General features: G+C 45.0%; 16 protein-coding genes. 10 read left to right on the top strand and 6 right to left on the bottom strand.

The window, feature by feature from the left end; translation table 11 throughout:
• Positions 1-19 precede the first annotated feature (19 nt).
• The 6 genes from L1D60_RS05255 to L1D60_RS05230 are packed head-to-tail and all read left to right on the top strand — an operon-like array spanning position 20 to position 4371.
• Positions 20-355 (top strand): hypothetical protein, encoded by a 336-nt coding sequence (locus L1D60_RS05255; protein WP_239840056.1) that lies wholly within the window; start codon positions 20-22, stop codon positions 353-355.
• The gene (locus L1D60_RS05250; protein ID WP_239840055.1) at positions 352-918 is read left to right on the top strand and encodes a hypothetical protein; all 567 of its coding nucleotides are present in this window, start codon (positions 352-354) and stop codon (positions 916-918) included. The genes L1D60_RS05255 and L1D60_RS05250 overlap by 4 nt, the downstream gene beginning before the upstream one ends.
• Positions 919-933: 15 nt before the next feature.
• Positions 934-1869 carry a zinc ABC transporter substrate-binding protein gene (locus L1D60_RS05245; RefSeq protein WP_239840054.1) on the top strand — a complete coding sequence of 312 codons (936 nt, stop codon included), beginning with the start codon at positions 934-936 and terminating at the stop codon, positions 1867-1869.
• Entirely contained in the window at positions 1869-2603 is a 735-nt protein-coding gene (locus L1D60_RS05240; protein WP_239840053.1) for a metal ABC transporter ATP-binding protein, read from the top strand. The genes L1D60_RS05245 and L1D60_RS05240 overlap by 1 nt, the downstream gene beginning before the upstream one ends.
• Positions 2603-3478, top strand: coding sequence for a metal ABC transporter permease (locus L1D60_RS05235; RefSeq protein ID WP_239840052.1), 876 nt, complete (start codon positions 2603-2605; stop codon positions 3476-3478). The genes L1D60_RS05240 and L1D60_RS05235 overlap by 1 nt, the downstream gene beginning before the upstream one ends.
• Positions 3478-4371 carry an ABC transporter substrate-binding protein gene (locus L1D60_RS05230; RefSeq protein ID WP_239840051.1) on the top strand — a complete coding sequence of 298 codons (894 nt, stop codon included), beginning with the start codon at positions 3478-3480 and terminating at the stop codon, positions 4369-4371. Before L1D60_RS05235 ends, L1D60_RS05230 begins: the two co-directional genes overlap by 1 nt.
• Positions 4372-4470: 99 nt before the next feature.
• On the opposite strand, the gene L1D60_RS05225 is transcribed toward L1D60_RS05230, so the two are convergent.
• Positions 4471-4683 (bottom strand): DUF2986 domain-containing protein, encoded by a 213-nt coding sequence (locus tag L1D60_RS05225; protein ID WP_239840050.1) that lies wholly within the window; start codon positions 4681-4683, stop codon positions 4471-4473.
• Between the two features lie 179 nt (positions 4684-4862).
• Here L1D60_RS05225 and L1D60_RS05220 point away from each other — a divergent pair, with 179 nt between their 5' ends.
• The gene (locus L1D60_RS05220; protein WP_239840049.1) at positions 4863-5249 is read left to right on the top strand and encodes a nitrous oxide-stimulated promoter family protein; all 387 of its coding nucleotides are present in this window, start codon (positions 4863-4865) and stop codon (positions 5247-5249) included.
• Between the two features lie 72 nt (positions 5250-5321).
• Here the strand turns inward: L1D60_RS05220 and L1D60_RS05215 are convergent, their stop codons facing one another.
• On the bottom strand, positions 5322-6719 hold the full coding sequence (locus L1D60_RS05215) for an MATE family efflux transporter (RefSeq protein ID WP_239840048.1): 1398 nt from the start codon (positions 6717-6719) through the stop codon (positions 5322-5324).
• A 50-nt stretch (positions 6720-6769) separates the two neighbouring features.
• Between L1D60_RS05215 and L1D60_RS05210 the strand changes: the two genes are divergently transcribed.
• Positions 6770-7669, top strand: coding sequence for an AraC family transcriptional regulator (locus tag L1D60_RS05210; protein WP_239840047.1), 900 nt, complete (start codon positions 6770-6772; stop codon positions 7667-7669).
• Positions 7670-7689: 20 nt separating this feature from the next.
• Here L1D60_RS05210 and L1D60_RS05205 read toward each other — a convergent pair whose 3' ends face one another.
• The 3 genes from L1D60_RS05205 to L1D60_RS05195 all read right to left on the bottom strand — a co-directional run bounded on the left by L1D60_RS05205 (position 7690) and on the right by L1D60_RS05195 (position 11433).
• The gene (locus L1D60_RS05205) at positions 7690-8343 is read right to left on the bottom strand and encodes a Crp/Fnr family transcriptional regulator (protein WP_239840046.1); all 654 of its coding nucleotides are present in this window, start codon (positions 8341-8343) and stop codon (positions 7690-7692) included.
• A 196-nt stretch (positions 8344-8539) separates the two neighbouring features.
• Positions 8540-9757: an EAL domain-containing response regulator gene (locus tag L1D60_RS05200; RefSeq protein WP_239840045.1), complete on the bottom strand. Its 1218-nt coding sequence runs from the start codon at positions 9755-9757 to the stop codon at positions 8540-8542.
• Entirely contained in the window at positions 9757-11433 is a 1677-nt protein-coding gene (locus L1D60_RS05195) for a response regulator (RefSeq protein ID WP_239840044.1), read from the bottom strand. The genes L1D60_RS05200 and L1D60_RS05195 overlap by 1 nt, the downstream gene beginning before the upstream one ends.
• Positions 11434-11570: 137 nt before the next feature.
• On the opposite strand from L1D60_RS05195, the gene L1D60_RS05190 reads away from it, so the two are divergent.
• Positions 11571-15632 (top strand): transporter substrate-binding domain-containing protein, encoded by a 4062-nt coding sequence (locus tag L1D60_RS05190; protein ID WP_239840043.1) that lies wholly within the window; start codon positions 11571-11573, stop codon positions 15630-15632.
• Positions 15629-17050, top strand: coding sequence for a PAS domain-containing protein (locus tag L1D60_RS23585; protein WP_239840042.1), 1422 nt, complete (start codon positions 15629-15631; stop codon positions 17048-17050). The genes L1D60_RS05190 and L1D60_RS23585 overlap by 4 nt, the downstream gene beginning before the upstream one ends.
• 145 nt (positions 17051-17195) lie before the next feature.
• Here L1D60_RS23585 and L1D60_RS05180 read toward each other — a convergent pair whose 3' ends face one another.
• Positions 17196-18347, bottom strand: coding sequence for an MFS transporter (locus tag L1D60_RS05180; RefSeq protein ID WP_239840463.1), 1152 nt, complete (start codon positions 18345-18347; stop codon positions 17196-17198).
• Positions 18348-18460: the final 113 nt, after the last annotated feature.

Genomic DNA, 18460 nt, shown 5'->3' with positions numbered 1-18460 from the left:
CCTTGCTAGGTAGTGAGTTATGAGAATAAAAACAAAATTGAACGGTTTAGCTAAGCCATGTTTGGCTCTGATTGTGGCTGCTGCTGCGTTACCAGTACAAGCCCATTTTCCATTGATGAACTGCTGGTTTGAGAGCGAAATGGTGGCGTGCGAAGCCGGTTACTCTGACGGTAGCAAGGCGATCGATTACTCAGTAGAAATGTTTGATTATGAAGACAATCTGATCGCTAAAGTGATGACAGATAAGCGTTCAATCGCTGAGTTTAAAAAACCACAATCAGATTTTTACATTGTGTTCGATTCAGGTCATGAGTTCCCTGTTGAAGTCGATGTTGTCGAGATCAACGAGAAATGATCATTCAGTCTATTAGAGCCGATACTGGTGGCAGGGAAGGTAAATGGGTAGCGCTTATCATTGCCACTATCTTGGGCTTTGCGGCACTAGCTATTCCTTACCATCAAGCGGAAGTGCACGTTACGACGGCATTTGAACACCAAATTCTTGTTACCGATGTAGAACAAGAAAACCTCGCGATGCTCGCCGAACTTAGGCTTGCACATGAAGAGATCAGAGATCTTTATTTAGATAATGATGAGCAATGGCCAAATATTGAGTTTCTTCAAGAAGAGTGGATAGCTCCTTTTACACAAGATCAGAGCTGGAAAAGGAAAGGTGAGCATAACTGGATACTTCTTGAATCTGGATACTATTTTTCTGCTCCGGAGCAAAAGGGCTTTGCGGACTCTTTCTTAATGAATGCCAATGCCATATCGCCAGAAATTTGGGTCAACTTACACGGTAAAGTTTCAGCCCCTACTGAGTTTGATGTTGAATCATTGGCCACCGCTGGTTGGAAACAAGTAGTGACAGAGTCTGAAGTGATAGCAAATCAACACCACAAAGATGGTGCACATTAAAATATGAGAGAGCGCATGCGAATTATTACACTGTTTGTCCTACTTTGGGCGTCTTTAAGCTCTATGTTTGCTCACGCGGCAGACTACAAAATTGATGAAAATAAGCTGACGGTCGGAATTACGCTTCAACCTTACTACAGTTACGTAAAAGCGGTAGTCGGCGACAAGGTCAATATCCTTCCTTTGGTCGATGCCGGTTTTAACCCTCACAACTATCTACCGCAACCCAATGATCTCAAACGCCTAAGCCAAATGGATGCGATTGTCGTGAATGGTATTGGTCACGACGACTTTGCTCTTAAGGTAATTTCTGCGTCACAACGTAACGACTTAGTGGTAATAGAAGCGAACAAAGAGGTGCCGTTATTGCCAGCTCTTGGTCAATCAGTAGGCCAAGGCGCTGTGAATCCTCACACTTTCGTTGGGCTTTCTACAACCATTCAAAAGGTTTACACCATCGCGAGTGAACTCTCCAAGCTTGATCCGGAAAATGCCAAGTTTTATCGCAAGAATGCTCGTAAATACGCGAAGCAGTTTCGCTATATGAAGCGTGACGCGATGATCTCATTAGGTGAACTAGATACGTCTGGAATGAAAGTAGCAACAACCCACAATGCTTATGGTTACATCTTGCAAGAGTTTGGCGTCGATGTTGCAGCGGTGATTGAGCCAGCACACGGGGTAGAGCCAAGCGCTAGCCAACTTCAAGAAACCATTGAGAAGATCCGTCAATCAGGCATCGATGTACTTTTCTACGAACTGAATATGCCGAACCGCTTTGTCGATACTATCGAAGCCGAAACCGGTGTTCAGCTGTACCGCTTCTCACACATGACTCATGGCGAGTATGAAGATGACAAAGTCGAAATCGAAATGAAACAGAACTTAGAAACTTTGATCGAAGCGATGAAATTTGCAGCGAAAAATCAAACACAAAAAGGGAATGCATAATGCAGGGCCCTTCAATTTCAATCAATCGACTTGGGCTTGAGTACGATAACAATGTCATTCTCGAAGATATCTCACTCGAACTGGGTGCAGGTGAATGTCATGTGATCATGGGGCCAAACGGTGGCGGTAAAACTTCTTTACTACGCTCTGTTCTAGGTTTAACACCATTTAGTGGTGATATTGATATCCATTGGCCAGAGAAGCCGAGCATTGGTTATGTGCCCCAGAAAGCGGCTTTCGAAGCCAGTCTTCCTCTAACGGTAATGGACTTTGTTCTGCTTAACCAAAGCCGAACACCTTTGTTTTGGCGTCGTAAATCCAAACAACTTAAAACGGCACTAGCGCAATTGGATCGCGTTGGAATGGCCACGCGCAGTGACCGTCGAATGGGGCAGCTATCGGGTGGAGAACAACAGCGTGTTCTGTTCGCTCAAGCGTTATTGGATAACCCAAGCCTACTGGTATTGGATGAACCTACCACAGGTATGGATGAACAAGGCGTTCGTTACTTGGAATCACTGATTCGCGAATGTGTAGATGAAGGGAGAACAATTCTTGCGGTTCACCACGATGTGACTGCGGTTCGCAGACTACAAGCGAACGTTCATGTGGTTAATCGCTGCTTAGTTGATAGTGGCGCGCATCAAGAGGTGTTGCACCCTAACAAGATTGAAAGCTTGTTCCAGCACTACAGCAGTGGTGCAAACAACACTAAACAGTCGGAGGTAGCGTAATGGATTGGTTACGTGAATTAGCGGTATCCGGCGTAGAAGCGGGGCTGCTATCTGAGAGCTTTATGTATGCCTTCATGGTGAACGCGCTAGTAGCGGCTTTGTTACTGGGGCCTCTACTTGGCGGCTTAGGGACTTTAGTCATTGCCAAGCGCTTGGCATTTTTCTCTGAGGCGGTGGGTCACGCGGCATTAACGGGAATCGCTATCGGGGTTTTACTTGGCGAGCCACCTGAAAATCCGTTTATTGGCTTGTTCAGCTTCTGCATGATCTTCGCATTGCTGTTACATTTTGTGCGCAATCGAACCAACGTTCCCTACGATACGTTAGTGGGTGTATTTCTTGCTCTGGCACTAGCAGTGGGCGCGGCGCTTCTGATGTACGTCGCACGTAAGATCAATATCCACATGTTAGAGAATGTACTGTTTGGATCGATCTTAACTGTGACTGATCGTGATTTAGCGATCTTAGCGGCAAGTTGCGCATTAATTATCATACTCCTTATCCCAACCTTTAATCGTATTCTGCTGACATGCATTAGCCCAGATATTGCGAAAGTACGTGGCTACAACACCAGTTTCTATGACTATTTGTTTGTCATGATGATTACGTTGGTGACCATTGCGGCTGTAAAAATTGTCGGTGCCGTATTAGTGGGTGCCTTGTTGCTGATCCCAGGTGCAACTGCGCGTTTGCTTACTAAACGTATGGGCAGCTTTGTTCTGCTATCAGCATTGCTAGCGACGATCGCGTGTCTAATTGGAACCATATTACCTATGGAACTTAAACTGCCGGTGCCTTCTGGGGCTTCCATCATCATTGTGTCTGCGAGTTTCTTCTTGATGGCGACACTGTATCGAATAGTGAGAAAAGCATAATGATTAATCGAACTTTAAAGAACGCAGGTTTAGTGTCTAGTTTAGTCGCTATTAGCCTCTTCTCTGCAGCAAGTTACGCTAAGGACATTCTGGTAAGTACGCCAGTGACCTATGCACTGGCGACGGAACTGACAAAAGGAACCGATCTAACAACCGAGTACCTTCCACCTAAGCGTTATGGTATCGAGCGACTACCAAATTGGTTTTCGACTAAAGGCCAAACGAAAGTGATGAAATCCGGACCTGACGCAACCGTGGTGGTGACGTTGAGCTCTGTGTGGCCAGAAGATCCGACGTTTGTGCATGCAAGACAAGCTAACATCCGTTTGGTGGAAGTAGACGCTGCCCAAGCGATCACACCTCGTGCTCAAGGTGTCGCTGCGCTTACGTTGTCTAATGGACAAGTATCTAAGTACGCGTGGTTGAACCCAACAAACTTAACGCGAATGGCGGCGATCGTTGCTGATGATTTTAAAAAGCTTTGGCCGCAACGTGCAGACAAAATAGATGGTAATTTGCAACGTATCATGTTGGAAGTACGAGAGCTGATTAATCAGCAACAAGCGGTATTGCTGGATAATGAAGTGGATTCTGTGGTTTTGCTGACTGAAAGCCTAGAAGACTTTGTTTCTGGTAGTCAGCTGTTCGTAGAAGAGAGACAGTTTAAAGCTGAGCTTGAATGGTCAGAGCAAGACAAGCAAGCGCTTAAAACTCTGTTTGAAGATGATGAGTCTTTGTGGCTAGTGACTTCAAGAAAACCAACAGCGCTACTTAAGTCTCTGGTACCAGTAGAGCGCATTTTAGTGGTGGATTCTCTGGATCGTTGGGGCAGAGCAGGGATTGACTCAAACGCGCCATTAAAACGTTGGGAGTTAAAGCCGCTCAAAAGCTAAATCTAAAAATCGCGCACGCTACACGAGCGCAAGCACAAACAAAAAAGCAGCCATGAGGGCTGCTTTTTCATATTTATGATTCGAGACACTATCTCAGTTTTACTCTGAGACTGTTTCGCTATCGCTGTTTACATCAGAAGCCGTCGTGTTTTCTTCCGCAGCTGCAGCAGCTTGCTGTGCTTTCTCTTCTTCTTCCATTTTCGCACGCTCAGCTTTTGAGATGTAGCGCGGTTTGTTGCTCTTATGCAGCTTAGCGTTAGCCTTCTTCTGTTTCTTTTTTAAAATATCGTTGATCTTTTTCTTGCGATTCATGGCTGCATAACCTTGTAATTTGTTAAGGCGTTGGAGGATAATCATTTTAGATAAATAACTCAATGCTTGAGTGGCGATTTAACGCAATGAGATAGGGACATGAGTGAGAAATAGATCTGTTTGTTTCTCGACACAGTGGAGTGTGGCTTTGTCGCTCAGTGATTGGCAAGTGAGAGTTCATGTACCAAAGCAAAGATATTCTAAAAGGTGGGCTGGCAACGGAGTTCAAAACGGTCGTCGCCATGGTCGAGATCTTCTGTAAAGATCATCATAAAACCAAGGGCTTGTGTCAGGAATGTACCGAGCTGCTTGAATATGCAGAGACACGCCTTGACCGGTGCCCTTATGGAGAAGCGAAACCAACCTGCAATAAATGCCCAATACACTGCTATAAGCCTGAACCAAAAGAGCAGATGCGATTAGTAATGCGTTACTCTGGTCCGCGTATGTTGTTAAAGCACCCGATATTGGCAATCCGCCATTTGTTGCACGAAAAGCGTGTTGCTCCGGTTAAACCAGAAGCCAATGCATCTAATCGTCATATCAGAATGAGCAAGAACAAATAATAAAGGGCCTGATAATCAGGCCCTTAATGTTGGTGCTAGCGTTTTGTTTTCGCTTATCTTGTTCGAATCACATTAAGCTGCTTGTGGCTCTTCTGTCGTGATAGTCAGGTTGTTGATCCAGCGGCGGCTCATGTAACGATGTGAACAGATCGCGAGTTTCACGATTTCTTCTACCAGCATCAAACCGTAAATGTACTTGAAGTCCCAACCTGCAATGAACGCACCGTAAAAGCAGACTGGAATACCAACCATCCACATCGCAATAAAGTCCATTCGTAAACAGAAAGGATTGTCTCCACCCGCGCGAATAATACCGTTGATGATCACCATGTTCAGCATACGAATGACCACAGCAAAACACATGATCGTGATTGCTGGCGATGCTAGAGGGTATAGCGAAGCTTCGTCTAGGTTTAACCAAGAAAGAACATGTTCCTTACCCATGAACAAACCTGCTCCTACGAGCACACCAAAACTGATTACAGCTTTAATGAAGGTCAGTCCCATGCGCATCGCTTGGTCGAATTCGTCACGACCAAGTGAATGGCCAAGCAGCACCGAGCACGCGACCGATATACCGAAGAACACCGAGTAACAAAGTGACTCAAATGGCGCGAGCATTGAGAAAACCGCGAGCTCTGTTGTTCCCATATGACCAAAGATCATTTGATACGCCATTGTACCTACCGCCCAAAGAACCGCATTAAGCGTTAATGGCAATGCCAAGCGTCGATATGAGAGCCACAATGATGGGCGATGCATAGAGCTTTCTGTTGTTAGTAGCCAATGCTGTTTGTATCTCATGTATGCGTACATCATGCCTACTTGAATTAAACGCGCTAACGTTGTTGCCAAAGCTGCACCCGCAACGCCCATTGCTGGTAAGCCAAACGCACCTTGAATCAGAACGAAGTTTAACGCGATGTTTAAAGCGATTGTAACTGCACCAAGAATTAATGGCGTCACTGTGTCACCGGATGAGCGCATACTTGCTTCTGTCACAATCACGATGTGAGTCAGCAAAAGGACAGGGAACCCATACCAAAGATAGGTCGCGCCCAAGTCGATCACCGATTGATCGCTGGTTTGCAACGTCATGAGTAACTTGGCACCTAAGGTGATAATGAGCGTCACAGGCAGCAACACTTTAAGACCAAATGTCATCGCAATAGATGTCACTGTACGTGCGCTCTTACGGTCATCTTTGCCCCAATATTGAGCAACTAGCGTACCGTTTGCTGACGCTAAACCTGCCATAATCATAATAGCGACAAAATGCCATTTTGATGCGATTCCCACAGCGGCAGCGGCTTCCATACCAAAATCACTCACCATTAGCACGTCGGCTAGAGCAAGTATTGCAACCAAGGCGCTTTGTAAGGCGACAGGCAAACCGAGCTTGATTATACGAGATAAAAGGTGCTCTGGCTTGTGGTTGATATTTGAGTTAGGGTTAATGTTTGTGGTCATAGGCTCTCCAATTGATGGCAGAACTATAGTGATTTGAGAGAAATAAAAACATGTTCAAAAAACAACAAAACCTGTGCAAATCCGTCATTGATAAAATGAAGCCTAAAACTGTTTGGCAAGATGATGTGTTTCTTGCGGAAACCTGTAAAGAGCGATTTTTGACCGTTGAAGATATCCCCGAAATGAAACGCAGTGGCGTATTCATGGGGGGAATGGCGAAGCTATACGATCAATACTGGGTTGAACGAGAACGAGTGAATGTGCATACCTTGATCTTTACTCAGGAAGGAGGAGGTATCTTAACGACGTCTGATTACGTTCAAGAGATCTCTCCCTATACTTTGGTTGTTCTTCCTGCCGGCAGTGCATTTAGATTTGAGCTAGACCCGCAACAAAACTACTGGAAAATGGCTTGGATGCTGTTGCCAGATACCGAACAGTGGCAACACATCGCGGATTTAGGTCCGTCGATTGTTCCGTTCAGTGAGTGTGAACAGATCTGGTCAGTAATGAACTTGATTTATTTCGAGATCGGCGGACGAGCAAGTTACAGAAAACTAATGGTCAGTGAAATTGTGAGAATGTTGACCGGATTTGAACCCAAGTCCACCAGCACAACGGCGCGAGTTCAAGCTCTCTACAATGAAATCGAAAGCAGTTTGCATCTGCCTTGGACCGTAGCGGGTATGGCTGAACAAGTCTTTGTGAGCGAAGAGCAACTCAATAGGGTGACCAAAGCACTATTTCACATGTCACCGCGTAGTAAGCTCATCCAACTCAGAATGGAAAAAGCGGCAAGTCTATTGAAGTATCGAGAGTGGTCAATCACGATGATCTCTCATCGATTGGGCTACAAAGACCCGTATAACTTCTCACATCGCTTTAAAAAGCACTTTGGCCTGTCACCGAGTCAGTATCGAAAAAGCCTCAACGATAAAGTGAAGGGTTAGCCACTGATAGGGGGAAGCAACTAAGCTAAACTTTTAAAGGCATTATCAAGTTTGTGGGTACGTAAAGAGAGGGCTGGTATGTCGATAAGGTGAATACTGCCACGTTCTAAGCTGATCTCTCCGACGGCTTCCAACTGTTTAAGCACTTCGTTAAGCCTAGGGCGAGAGATCCCCGTGATTTGACTTAGCTGCTTCTGAGAGATATCAATTTTCAATAAGCTCCCTTTCACCGATGGCAGACGCTTAGAGATATCGAGTAAGGAAAAGACGATGCGGCACTCTCTATCATACAACGAGCAAAGCTGTGCATGTAGCCAACATTTCTGAACGTCTAACGTACAGTGGTATAGCCATTTATAGACTTCATCATTGGTCGCTGCCAGGCGATCGATCTTTTCTTTTGGGAAGCAGATAATTATCGTTGGATAAATCTCATCAATGGTAGCCTTGAGTAGCAGACCGCTGTTCATGATGCCTCCACCCATCCAAGTATTACTGCTAACCAGTGTCGCGTTCATCGAGTTGGTATTTTCCGATGTAAAACTGATCGATAGAATCCCTTGGCTGACATAGTAAACACCGCCTTCATTAGTTCGTGAATATTGGCTGTATTCATTCAAGCCGCTCATGATGGTTGCGCTAGAAAGTAGTGCTTGTTTTAAAGAATCACTCAAGGAGCAGGGCCAGTCGATCTGTAGAGGGAAGTGTTTCAAATCAGTACTCTAAATAAACGGTGTAAACGGAATGAATGTATTCAGTCTAGCCTGACTGTTCATCACGGTACATACGACAAGGTGATATATGTTGCTTGTCTGTCCCATCAATCAGGCTTGGTGATGAATTTTGTGATGCGTTACCTTCTTTTCCTTTCTAGGTGACGGCTTGGTCAGTCTGAATGTGTCGCGCTTTACTAAAGTGCTTCGAGCAAAACTGGGCGAAGTGATTGCTGCTTTTGGGCTTAGCTAGATAATATCCCTGTAAGACATCACAGCCTAACTGAGCCAATCTTCGTGCTTGAGATTGGTTTTCAACGCCTTCAGCGACCACTCGTAGATCTAAGCTTTTGCTTAACGAAATGACACACCTTACGGCAGCTAAATGCTTGTTGTTTTCCATCATCTGGCTAACAAAGGTTTGATCAATCTTCAGCTCGGTAAATGGGCTAGATATTAGTTGGCTCAACGATGAGTGCCCGGTACCAAAATCATCAATCGAAATGTTTACGCCTCGAATTCGCAATCGACTGGTGTTCTCAAGTGATTTTGCTAAGTCAGACGCAAGCTCGGTTTCTGTCACCTCTAGTGTTAACCGGTGTGGTGGAAAGCGAACTTCATCAACGATTTGAAGGATGCGATTTGCAAAATCGGGCTGCACTAAGTCCGTAGGTGTGACATTCACGGATATATTGAGTGGCCAACCACGATTGTGCCAAGTCATTGCAGTTTCAACGGATTTTCTTAGCATGTGGCAAGTCAGTTGATAGCTCAGTCCCATGCTAAATAGCTGATCGAGAAAATGAATCGGTGTCAGTAGGCCGAATTGTGGATGATTCCAGCGGATTAAGGCCTCAGCGCCAATCAATTTGCCTGTTTTGGCCTCAAAGTGCGCTTGGTAATAGGGTTCAAATTGATCGCCACGTAGCGCTAGTTTGAGATCGTTCTCACTAATGTTGAATGTTGGGCGCTGCTTTGAGCGCGTTGGCAGAGTGTCTTTCGCCACCCAGTCAAGAAGTTGCGATACTTGCTCTCGCTTAAGCGGTTTGATTAGGTTCGCGACCTTTTTAAGCCCATATGAGCGAGACATCTCAATCACAGCCGCTTGTACATCGCTAGCTGCGCTACTCGTGAAGACAACCGTGGTTTGAATGTCCATTTCTGACATGACACGTACAAACTCCACACCGTCCATTTCTGGCATATAAAGATCGCAGAAGATAACATCCGGTTTCTGTTTTTCGATTGCCGCTAGGCCCTCTTTGCCATTACTCGCGGTGACCACTTTGGCATTCGACATTGAAGAGAGCATGGTGTTGAGAATTTTGCACTGAAAAGCGTCATCTTCAATGATGAGTATGTTACATATATCCATTATGCCGTTTCTGTAGCTGGTGTAGCTAAGTCCTTGTAATCGAGTTGCTGTGCAAGCACGCGGCTCTGCGCTACAAACTCTTTGCTTTTGATGAATGGGGTGTCGTGCAATTGATCTCGGCATCGAATCGCAAGATGTATGACGTCATTCTTGCTCCAATTATGTGGCCACGCACGCGTCAAAACGCCAAATAAAAGCTGCGGAACTTCGTGATCGGTAAACTGAGTGTCGAGCGCACGAGTGAGGAGCGTAGAGGCTTTTTCATAGCTCTTCTGTTCGATTAGGGTGACGGCGTCACGTTTTAACTTGAAGGAGGCGTCACGCATACGCTGTACTTTGCTTCGCCATTGCGACAAGTAAGCGAGTAGAGTTTTGTCTATTGTCGTAAACGGATCACTCTTCAACTCAATGTTGATTTGTTCGCTTAACTGCTGATAGGTTTTCACATTGCCAACCAATAGATGAACTCGAGATAGCTCAATTCTTTCAATCAATGAAGGAGTGTGATCTTCATTCTCTTTGAGATATTCATGATATTCAGCCAATAGCTGACGCGCCTTCATCGTATCGCTTTTTAATACATTGCCTCGGGCAAACAGAAGCAACTCCATCGGTTTATAAACTAATCGAGGAAATTTAGCGCGCCATCCTTCAGCCCATTTCCCTAATGAACTCAAGTGCGCCAATCGTTTATCGCGTGGCGAGAACTGAGCTTGGTCTAGAATGAGTTGTGCACCGAGTTGGTACATTTCTATGGATTCTCTGAAAGAGTGACGCGACTCTAAGAGCATGGTTTTGGTACTAGAAATGGCACCAGACAAATTGAACATGGCCATATCTAGGTGAACACGAATGCGATGGCGCTCTATCACTTTAGGCGAGATAGCAATTGCGCGGTCAATATCTTCTCTTGCTGCTTCGAACTGTATTTGAGCAACGTTTAATTCTGCACTTAATTGAGCCGCAGCGGCAGCGTGGAATGGGTCTTTTTGTAGAGGCTTAAGCAGAAACAAACCTTGCTTGTATTGACGCTGTTTAAGCGCAATTTCGGCTAGGTTAAGAACGACTTTTCCATTTTCACCGCTGCCTTGCAGGTTGATGAGTACATTGCGAGCATCGTCATACATAGCCTTAGCGAGCAGAGCTTCTGCTTTTAATCGCTGAGAAAGCACGATGATATCGTCATCTTGGTAGAAAGTTTCATCTACCATTGTAATCACGTTGTCGTAATTGCCTTTATTAAACTCAATCATTGGCTCGGAGAGTTCGTGCTTCTTACGCACAAAGCCAGGCAGACGCTCTTTTAGTGTGTCGTAGTTTAAAGGCTTGAGTAAGTAACCATCCGGATTAAGCTCCATAAAACCTCGCACGACCTCTGCAGTAGCGTCGCCCGTCACTATGATATTCACGCAATCGGCAGCTAGTAAGCCTTTGGTTTGCAGCTCATCAATGAGTTGAAACCCGTTGGCTTTGTCACCCAAGTTGTAATCGAAGAAGATCAGACCATAGTGGTTAGCTTTACAGCGCTGAATGGCTTCGGCTGCATCTTGTGCAAAGTGGAGCTGATCTGATTGATAGCCAAGTTTTTGCAACATGCCTTTCGCAGCAGTTCGATACATGGAGCTATCATCGACAATGAGTACAGGGCGAGCGTGATTTAAGACGTTGAATGGCATAGCGAGATCACTGGTAATTACATCCTCTTTATTATTTATAATTTTTATACGGAAGTCTGTTCCCTAAAGAACAGAACTCATTAAAAGTTGCATTTATACTGTACGCAATTCCAATTTGATAAGGTTGTGTCTAATAAATGCTGAAAAACTGTTTCATTTTTGGCTCAAGTCAATGGTTGCTGTCCTTAGTTGCCGCGCTGACCTGTATCTCGATGCCCTTAAAAGCAGATGATGATTTCTTGGCTCAAAGCGCTCGTGTAATAAGAGGTACAACGCATTTAGACACACTTATTACCATCGGTATTCCGAAAGTTGATGCCACGGAGGCTTACCACCGGGAAAGAAATGATGTCGCGCAACTTCATGATTTTATGAAATTGTATTGGGAAATGTGGGGAGAGGAATTTGGCTACTCGATCGAATTTAAATACGCGCCATACCAAACCCTATATTCAGACTTACTTGATGGTCAGGTCGATATATTAACGACGACAACGTATAACCCGAATCTCACTAAATGGGTCAAATACAGTCTTCCGTATATTGAAACCAAAACAGCGTTGTGGAAGCGTGTCGGTGAGATGAGAGAACATGGTAAGGTCGGGTTTATTCTCCCTAATTCAATCACACCAATCGACTTTAACGCGGGTTATGGCGTCGAGATCCACACCAATTCGACCGACAATGTTATCGCAAGAGCTGATTCACTGAATTACATCTACAGTTGGATTCCCAATGAGGCTGAAGCGGCACTGAACGAGCGTGGCTTAAATGGTCAGTTCTCAAGACAAGATACGCACAACAGTATCCCAATTCGCTCAATGACTCGTTTTGAGGACAGTGAATTGATGTTGCTCGTTAACCAAGGGATCCGTCATCTGCCTGCAGAAAGTGTTCATGAATTGTGGTTCCAAATTACGGGCAATGCTAATCAGTCATTTGATGTATTGGTCGGTTCTTACCTTGAAGATGTCAATGAAGACCAAGAGCGTAAGTTGGTCGAACGTCCAGTTTTGGAATATGCCTATATTGTCGATGGTGAAGAGCCATACTTTATTGCGGAAGAGTTTTTTATTGAGGGTTACATCGTCGATGTGATGAGCAACATCAGTCAGAGTATTGGTGTCTCTTTTATTGCTAAGCCATATCACTCATTTCAAGAAGCGATGGATGCGGTTCGAAACAGAGAGATCGACATGTTTCCCGGTGTCTACAAAACTGACCAACGCTCGAAGAGTTTAGATTTCACAAGTGATATTGACCGTACCCACTTAGCCATCGCCAGTGAAGGGGATTTCTATGCCATCAATCAGCTTAAGGGAAAGCGATTGGCGTTGGTGAGAGGTCTACACGAGAATGAACTGCTGGCTGAGTTACTGCCTGTTAATCCAATTATCTATCTGGATACTGCCGAAGAGGCGATGCGCGCGGTCGCAGAAGGTCGGGCAGATGCCTATGTCGGCAAACTACTTAACAGTGCCTATCTCGTGAACAAGCACAAGCTGTTCACTCTAAACCTTCACAAAGCAGAAGATATTGATACTGAGTTTTGGCCACGTATTGCTTTACCTAAAATGGAGCGTGAGTGGGTCAGCCTCCTTAACCTGGGTATCTACAGCTTAGGTGAGAGCTTCCAACAAAATCTGCAAAAGAAATGGAAAGAGCACATTGTCTTTAGTCAGGAGTCGGAAAGGGTAAAAGCGCTTTATCAACAAGTGGTGATTGCCAGTGGCTTGATGATTGTGTTCTTACTAATGTGCTTCATGTTCTATCGACATCAGCTAGGCCGTCGAAAGGAGATTCAGGCGACGTTAGAACAAGCACTTAAAGATGCAGAGCAAGCCAAGCGAGAAGCGGAAGAGCTGACACTCGCAAAATCGGATTTCCTCGCACGAATGAGTCATGAAATTCGAACTCCAATGAATGGGGTATTGGGTATGGCAGAAGCCTTATCGTTTACCAAACTGGATAAAGAGCAAGAAGATCTTCTATACACTCTGAATGGGTCAGCCCGCAACTTAATGGCTCTGCTTAATGATGTGCTCGATTTTTCGAAAATGGATGCTGGGAAGCTGACATTAGAAAGCGTTAACTGCGAACTTAACTCTCTCATGACCAGCGTTGTCGGTAACTTCAAGCACAAAGCGACGGCAAAGGATCTTTCAATCAATAGTCGCGTCGATTCGCAAATTGGTGCAGCTTACCAGTGTGACTCAACTCGTCTTATGCAGGTGTTAAACAACCTTGTCTCTAACTCTGTAAAGTTCACGCAGCAGGGCTTCGTTGAGTTGAGTGCTCAGTTGATTGCCGCAGATTATAAACAGGATGACAACGGCGCGTCATACGACTTAATTGGCTTTCAGGTCCGAGATAGCGGAATTGGTATCGCCAAAGAGAAGCTCGACACCTTGTTTGACCCGTTTGTACAAGCAGATGGTGACATTACACGTCGCTTTGGCGGTACGGGCTTAGGCTTGAGTATTTGCAATGAGATCGTCTCTGAAATGGGTGGTGAGATACGTGTCTCATCAGTCATAGGTCATGGCAGCTTATTTAGTATTACCTTACCGATGCAAGTTGACCGCTCAGTTGAAGTCGTTGATCAAGAAGTGTCGTTTGGTGATCTGCCAACTGACATGCGACTAGAGCATCTTCGAGTGCTATTTGCGGAAGATAATGAAGTGAACCGTAAGGTAATTGGCGGCCAACTAAAGCGTTTGGGCGTGAATTTTGAGACTGCTGAAAATGGCCTGATTGCTTATAACAAGTTCCTTGATGATCCAACGTTCGACGTCATTCTTTCTGATTGCCATATGCCTGAAATGGACGGCTTTACCTTGGCATCGAAAATATCGAGTGAGTTTGTTGACAATAAACCCCATTTGATTGCGATAACCGCGGATGCTTTAAGTGGTGCTGCAAAACGCTGCATGTCAGCGGGCTTTGATGACTATATCTCTAAGCCGTGCCCATTGGACATACTTGAAAGCAAACTCATGCTGGTTTCCACTAAGCAGCCAATCGCTGAGTCTGACTTCTCTGAAGTAGATAACTCGCTGGTGGCATGGCTAGACGCCAACAGCTTTGAACCTGACAACCAGGATGATGACGACGAATTAGACAGCTTTCATAACGAGGATATGGCTTTAGACTCTGCGTCTTCGTTAATTCAAGAATCATCAAACGAGTCTGACTTTTCATGGATTGACGAACTTGAGTCTTCTGATCATAACTTTTCTGGCCATAGCTCTTCTGATTCTGACAATTCTATTGAATCCGAAGCTAATGTGTTGTCATCAGAGCCGGACTTTTCACTAACGACGACTTCAAATACGCCATCGATAGAAAGCGATTGTATTGCATGGAGTGATGTCGAAGAGTCCGATTCCCCAATAGATGATGATGCTCCTCGTTTTACGCTTAAGCAACGAGAGCGAGAACCTACCGAGAAGGGAAGGTTTGAGACATTTGAGTTGAAAGGCTCCTCAGAACAACCTGAGCAGTCAAACCAATCAGATCAACTAAGGATGCCATCAAAATCAGTGCCGCAAAGTTTTAATGAGGAACTGACTGACATTGAAAGGTTTGAGCGAGAAATGGCTCAGTTTGAGTTAGCCGTACAGCAAACACAGCAAAACTCCGGTGAGTTTGAAGCGTCAGACTTCGAGATGTTTGCGGGCGACAGTGATGAGCACTCTTTTGATGAATCTTTCTGGCAAGAGGCACCACCCGAGAATGACAGCCCACAACACAACAAGGTTGAGTTTGATGATCAAGATTTTCTCCAAAAGCTAGGATTAGCTTCTGAACAGCCTATAGATGCGTCTAACGCGTTTATTCTTCCAGACTATCAAAAATTCGATATCTCCCACGTACTAGCGATGAGTGGCGATGATCATGATATTGCAACGGACATACTGACCACGTTTATTAAAAACTACCCAATGGATATTGCAGAGTTAGAGTCAGCTGGCGCTATACAAGATGCAGATTTTGTCAAAGACACTGCGCATCGTATTAAAGGAAGTGCGTTATATCTTGGTAACGATCCACTTTCCAGCGTTGCTAAGGAGCTAGAGAAAAGTGCTGCGCAAGGGGATATGACTCATAGTGAACAGAGAATAGCCTTTATTAGCAAAGGACTTGCGGTGTTAGGGCGTGAGATAGAAACCTATTGCCAAGAGCGCAGTTTGACGTGAATTCAGTTACCTCCATCAGACATTCATTGCGATTTACCGTTGTCGTTAATTGCCTAGTTGTCACGTGGGTGGCGTGCATTATCGCGACCATTACGCTTGAGCTTGAGAGAGAGTATTGGAAAACTGGCTTAGTTCGCCAATACCAAGACTTAGCGATGACGCATATCTCGAATGAATTTGGGTTATTGAAAGCGTCGACTGAGCGATTACTAGAAAACGAATCTCTACAACGATTTGTTCAATCTCAAGAACAACGAAAGCGTACATTTGCGATCAGTGAGCAGTTTCTAAAATCCAGTTTAGCAAGTTCGATTATCGTTCAAGATCGTATGGGACGAATCACTCATCTAGATAGCGAAATGAATGCTTCTTTCATCAAAGCATTTCGTGAACTGCATGAACCGGATCAACAGATGATCTTTTCGTCATCAAGTAAGTTAGGAATTGATTTTGTCGATGGTCGCATCTTTATGTTTGCGTCAGTGTCTGTGCTTGATGAGTATCAGCGACGTCCTGTTGGGCTGATTACTGTGCTCCAAGAAGTCAACGCGGATATGCTTAAACGAATGAGTAAGAGCATAGGACGGTCATTCAGTTTCCATTATACCGCTGCTGGAATGCGGTTAACGCAGGTGAGTTACGACCAAGGCTACCATGTAGCTGTCGATAGGGTGATACAAGAGCAAGGTACCGGGTTTCGAGCTGAGTATCGAGTAACCATGTCGGATGGAAGAGTACAGCCCGCAAACTTTGTGATTACATTTGACGCTCGAAGCTATGACTTTATCGATCCGCGATTCGTGCTGCTTGGGCTTGTCTTTGGTATTCCAATCGTGAGTCTTTTATTGTGGATCGTGTTTAGCCGAAAAGTGGTTAAGCCTGTGAGTCATCTCATCGACTACATCACTGACGAGTCTACTTACGCTCGAGAGCAAGATGATAAATTGAGCATGGAAGAGCTCCCAGAAGAGATGAAGCTTATCTATTCGCGTTTCAAAAAAGTGTATATCAATATGGCTCGCCAAAATCAGTTCAGTCAGGTGCTGGTAGGCGCGATTGGCGACATCATCATTACCGTCGATAAGGATGGGCAAATCTGCTATGCAAACCCAGCGGCGCGTGAGTGGTTTGGAGTCGAAGATAAATTACTGATTGGTCAGCCGCTTGAGTTGTTTACAAGCAACATTAACCATGAGACACCGGATGTCGCGACTTGGCTTTATACCTGTAATGTTAAAAAGAAGCGGTTAATGTGTCGTGCTGAACTGGTCAACATTATCAGCAAAACTTATATTTATCCGTCGGATGTGATTGTGCAGCCAATAGACTCAGAAGTCAGTGCAGAAGACGTATCAACTTCGGTGGTTGTCATTCGCGTTAAAGACATGGTTCCCGTCAGCGAATATATGGTGAGCTAAAACCAATCATAGTAAATGACTGGTCATCAGCAAAACGCAACTTCCAAGCTTGAATATGAAAAAGGCGCTATACCTTGTGTGTGGAGATCACTAAGGTATAGCGCCAGATAACGTTGCTTTATTCACCCGTTATGTTGGAAGCAGCTTACTCGCCAGCAATCTGTAGGTGAGAGCGTTTAAGGCTTGCAATCAACATGTAGATCGTTGTAGCTAGCAAAGAAGCAAACAAGTAAGTAAACAAACCTGCTTGAGAATCCATAAAGCTGTCAGCAATGATCGGTCCGGCAACTGAACCTACACTGTAGCAAAGTAGCATCACTTGAGTGACTGAAACTAAGTAGCTCGGATCTAGGTTGCGGCAGCCTAGGTTAATCGCAATCGGGTACAGAGCAAATGTCGCCATCCCCAACGCGAAAAGGCTTATACCTAGCACGTAAATACCAGAGTTAAGTGTCAGCATTGCGATGCTTGCCACGCCCATTAAGCTGAACAGTGCCATTAGTAACACTTGACCAACGTATTTGGATAGCCAAGTCACAACAGGTTGTACTGCCATACCGCCAATGATGACCAATGCCATCAAACCGCCAATGTCTTCATGCGCAATGTTACGCTGCTCAAGCTCTACCGGCATTAGACCGTAGATAGCACCTAATGTCAGGCCAGATACAATACAACCAATCAGCGCGCTGTGACTCAGTTTGCTGATCTGTTTTAGTGACAGCGTTTGAGCGTCGTGCATTTGTGGCGCGGTTGCTTGTCCGTATTGCAATACAATGATCGCACCGAACAGTAGTGTGAACATCGCGATGAAAGGTACACCACCTGTAATACCTAAGTAACCGATGCCTAGCTGACCAATCGCAGAGCCGCCGTATAGCGAACACATGTAGATAGCTAAACGCTTTGCTCGTTGAGACTCTTCACCGCTCATGAGCCAAGACTCGACGATAACAAAAATACCAGCAACAGAGATACCGGCAACAAATCGAGCCGCTAGCCAGACACCTGCGTTTGGCAGTAAAGGCAGCACCAGTATTGTTGCGATAAACACACTTAGACAGAGTACGAATGCTCTCTGGTGACCGACTTTTGCTATCGCACGTTCAATCAATAACGTCCCCGCTAATAAACCTGCATAAAACGCACTTGCCAACCAACTCGACAATGAGCTCTCTAGACCGTATTCAGATAGCATTAATGGCAAAGAGCTCATCAAGTAACCTGATGCAATCGCGTAGAAAGAGAGTGCAATAACCGGAACGGTAATGCGAGTGTTGGTTTGGATGTCGTCCAATGTAGGAGCCTCTAGATAGTCGTGGAACAGTGAATTTTCCGCGACTATGGGGCACAAACAGTTTCAGGTAAAACGAATAAAAATGACCGTAAAGATAAAAGATTTTTGTCGAA

The sequence above is a fragment of the Vibrio sp. Isolate30 genome, from assembly GCF_022397975.1.
GTDB classification, from domain to species: Bacteria; Pseudomonadota; Gammaproteobacteria; order Enterobacterales; family Vibrionaceae; genus Vibrio; species Vibrio fortis.
The sequence above is the reverse complement of the archived record's forward strand: the minus strand, read 5'-3'. Positions and strand labels throughout refer to the sequence as shown.

Excerpts from the sequence above, each read along its gene's own strand:
- L1D60_RS05240 (WP_239840053.1), top strand. The coding sequence starts at position 1,869 with ATGCAGGGCCCTTCAATTTCAATCAATCGACTTGGGCTTGAGTACGAT.
- L1D60_RS05255 (WP_239840056.1), top strand. The coding sequence starts at position 20 with ATGAGAATAAAAACAAAATTGAACGGTTTAGCTAAGCCATGTTTGGCT.
- L1D60_RS05245 (WP_239840054.1), top strand. The coding sequence starts at position 934 with ATGCGAATTATTACACTGTTTGTCCTACTTTGGGCGTCTTTAAGCTCT.
- L1D60_RS05215 (WP_239840048.1), bottom strand. The coding sequence starts at position 6,719 with ATGACCACAAACATTAACCCTAACTCAAATATCAACCACAAGCCAGAG.
- L1D60_RS05230 (WP_239840051.1), top strand. The coding sequence starts at position 3,478 with ATGATTAATCGAACTTTAAAGAACGCAGGTTTAGTGTCTAGTTTAGTC.
- L1D60_RS05225 (WP_239840050.1), bottom strand. The coding sequence starts at position 4,683 with ATGAATCGCAAGAAAAAGATCAACGATATTTTAAAAAAGAAACAGAAG.
- L1D60_RS05195 (WP_239840044.1), bottom strand. The coding sequence starts at position 11,433 with ATGCCATTCAACGTCTTAAATCACGCTCGCCCTGTACTCATTGTCGAT.
- L1D60_RS05220 (WP_239840049.1), top strand. The coding sequence starts at position 4,863 with ATGTACCAAAGCAAAGATATTCTAAAAGGTGGGCTGGCAACGGAGTTC.
- L1D60_RS05210 (WP_239840047.1), top strand. The coding sequence starts at position 6,770 with ATGTTCAAAAAACAACAAAACCTGTGCAAATCCGTCATTGATAAAATG.
- L1D60_RS05250 (WP_239840055.1), top strand. The coding sequence starts at position 352 with ATGATCATTCAGTCTATTAGAGCCGATACTGGTGGCAGGGAAGGTAAA.
- L1D60_RS05190 (WP_239840043.1), top strand. The coding sequence starts at position 11,571 with ATGCTGAAAAACTGTTTCATTTTTGGCTCAAGTCAATGGTTGCTGTCC.
- L1D60_RS05235 (WP_239840052.1), top strand. The coding sequence starts at position 2,603 with ATGGATTGGTTACGTGAATTAGCGGTATCCGGCGTAGAAGCGGGGCTG.
- L1D60_RS05200 (WP_239840045.1), bottom strand. The coding sequence starts at position 9,757 with ATGGATATATGTAACATACTCATCATTGAAGATGACGCTTTTCAGTGC.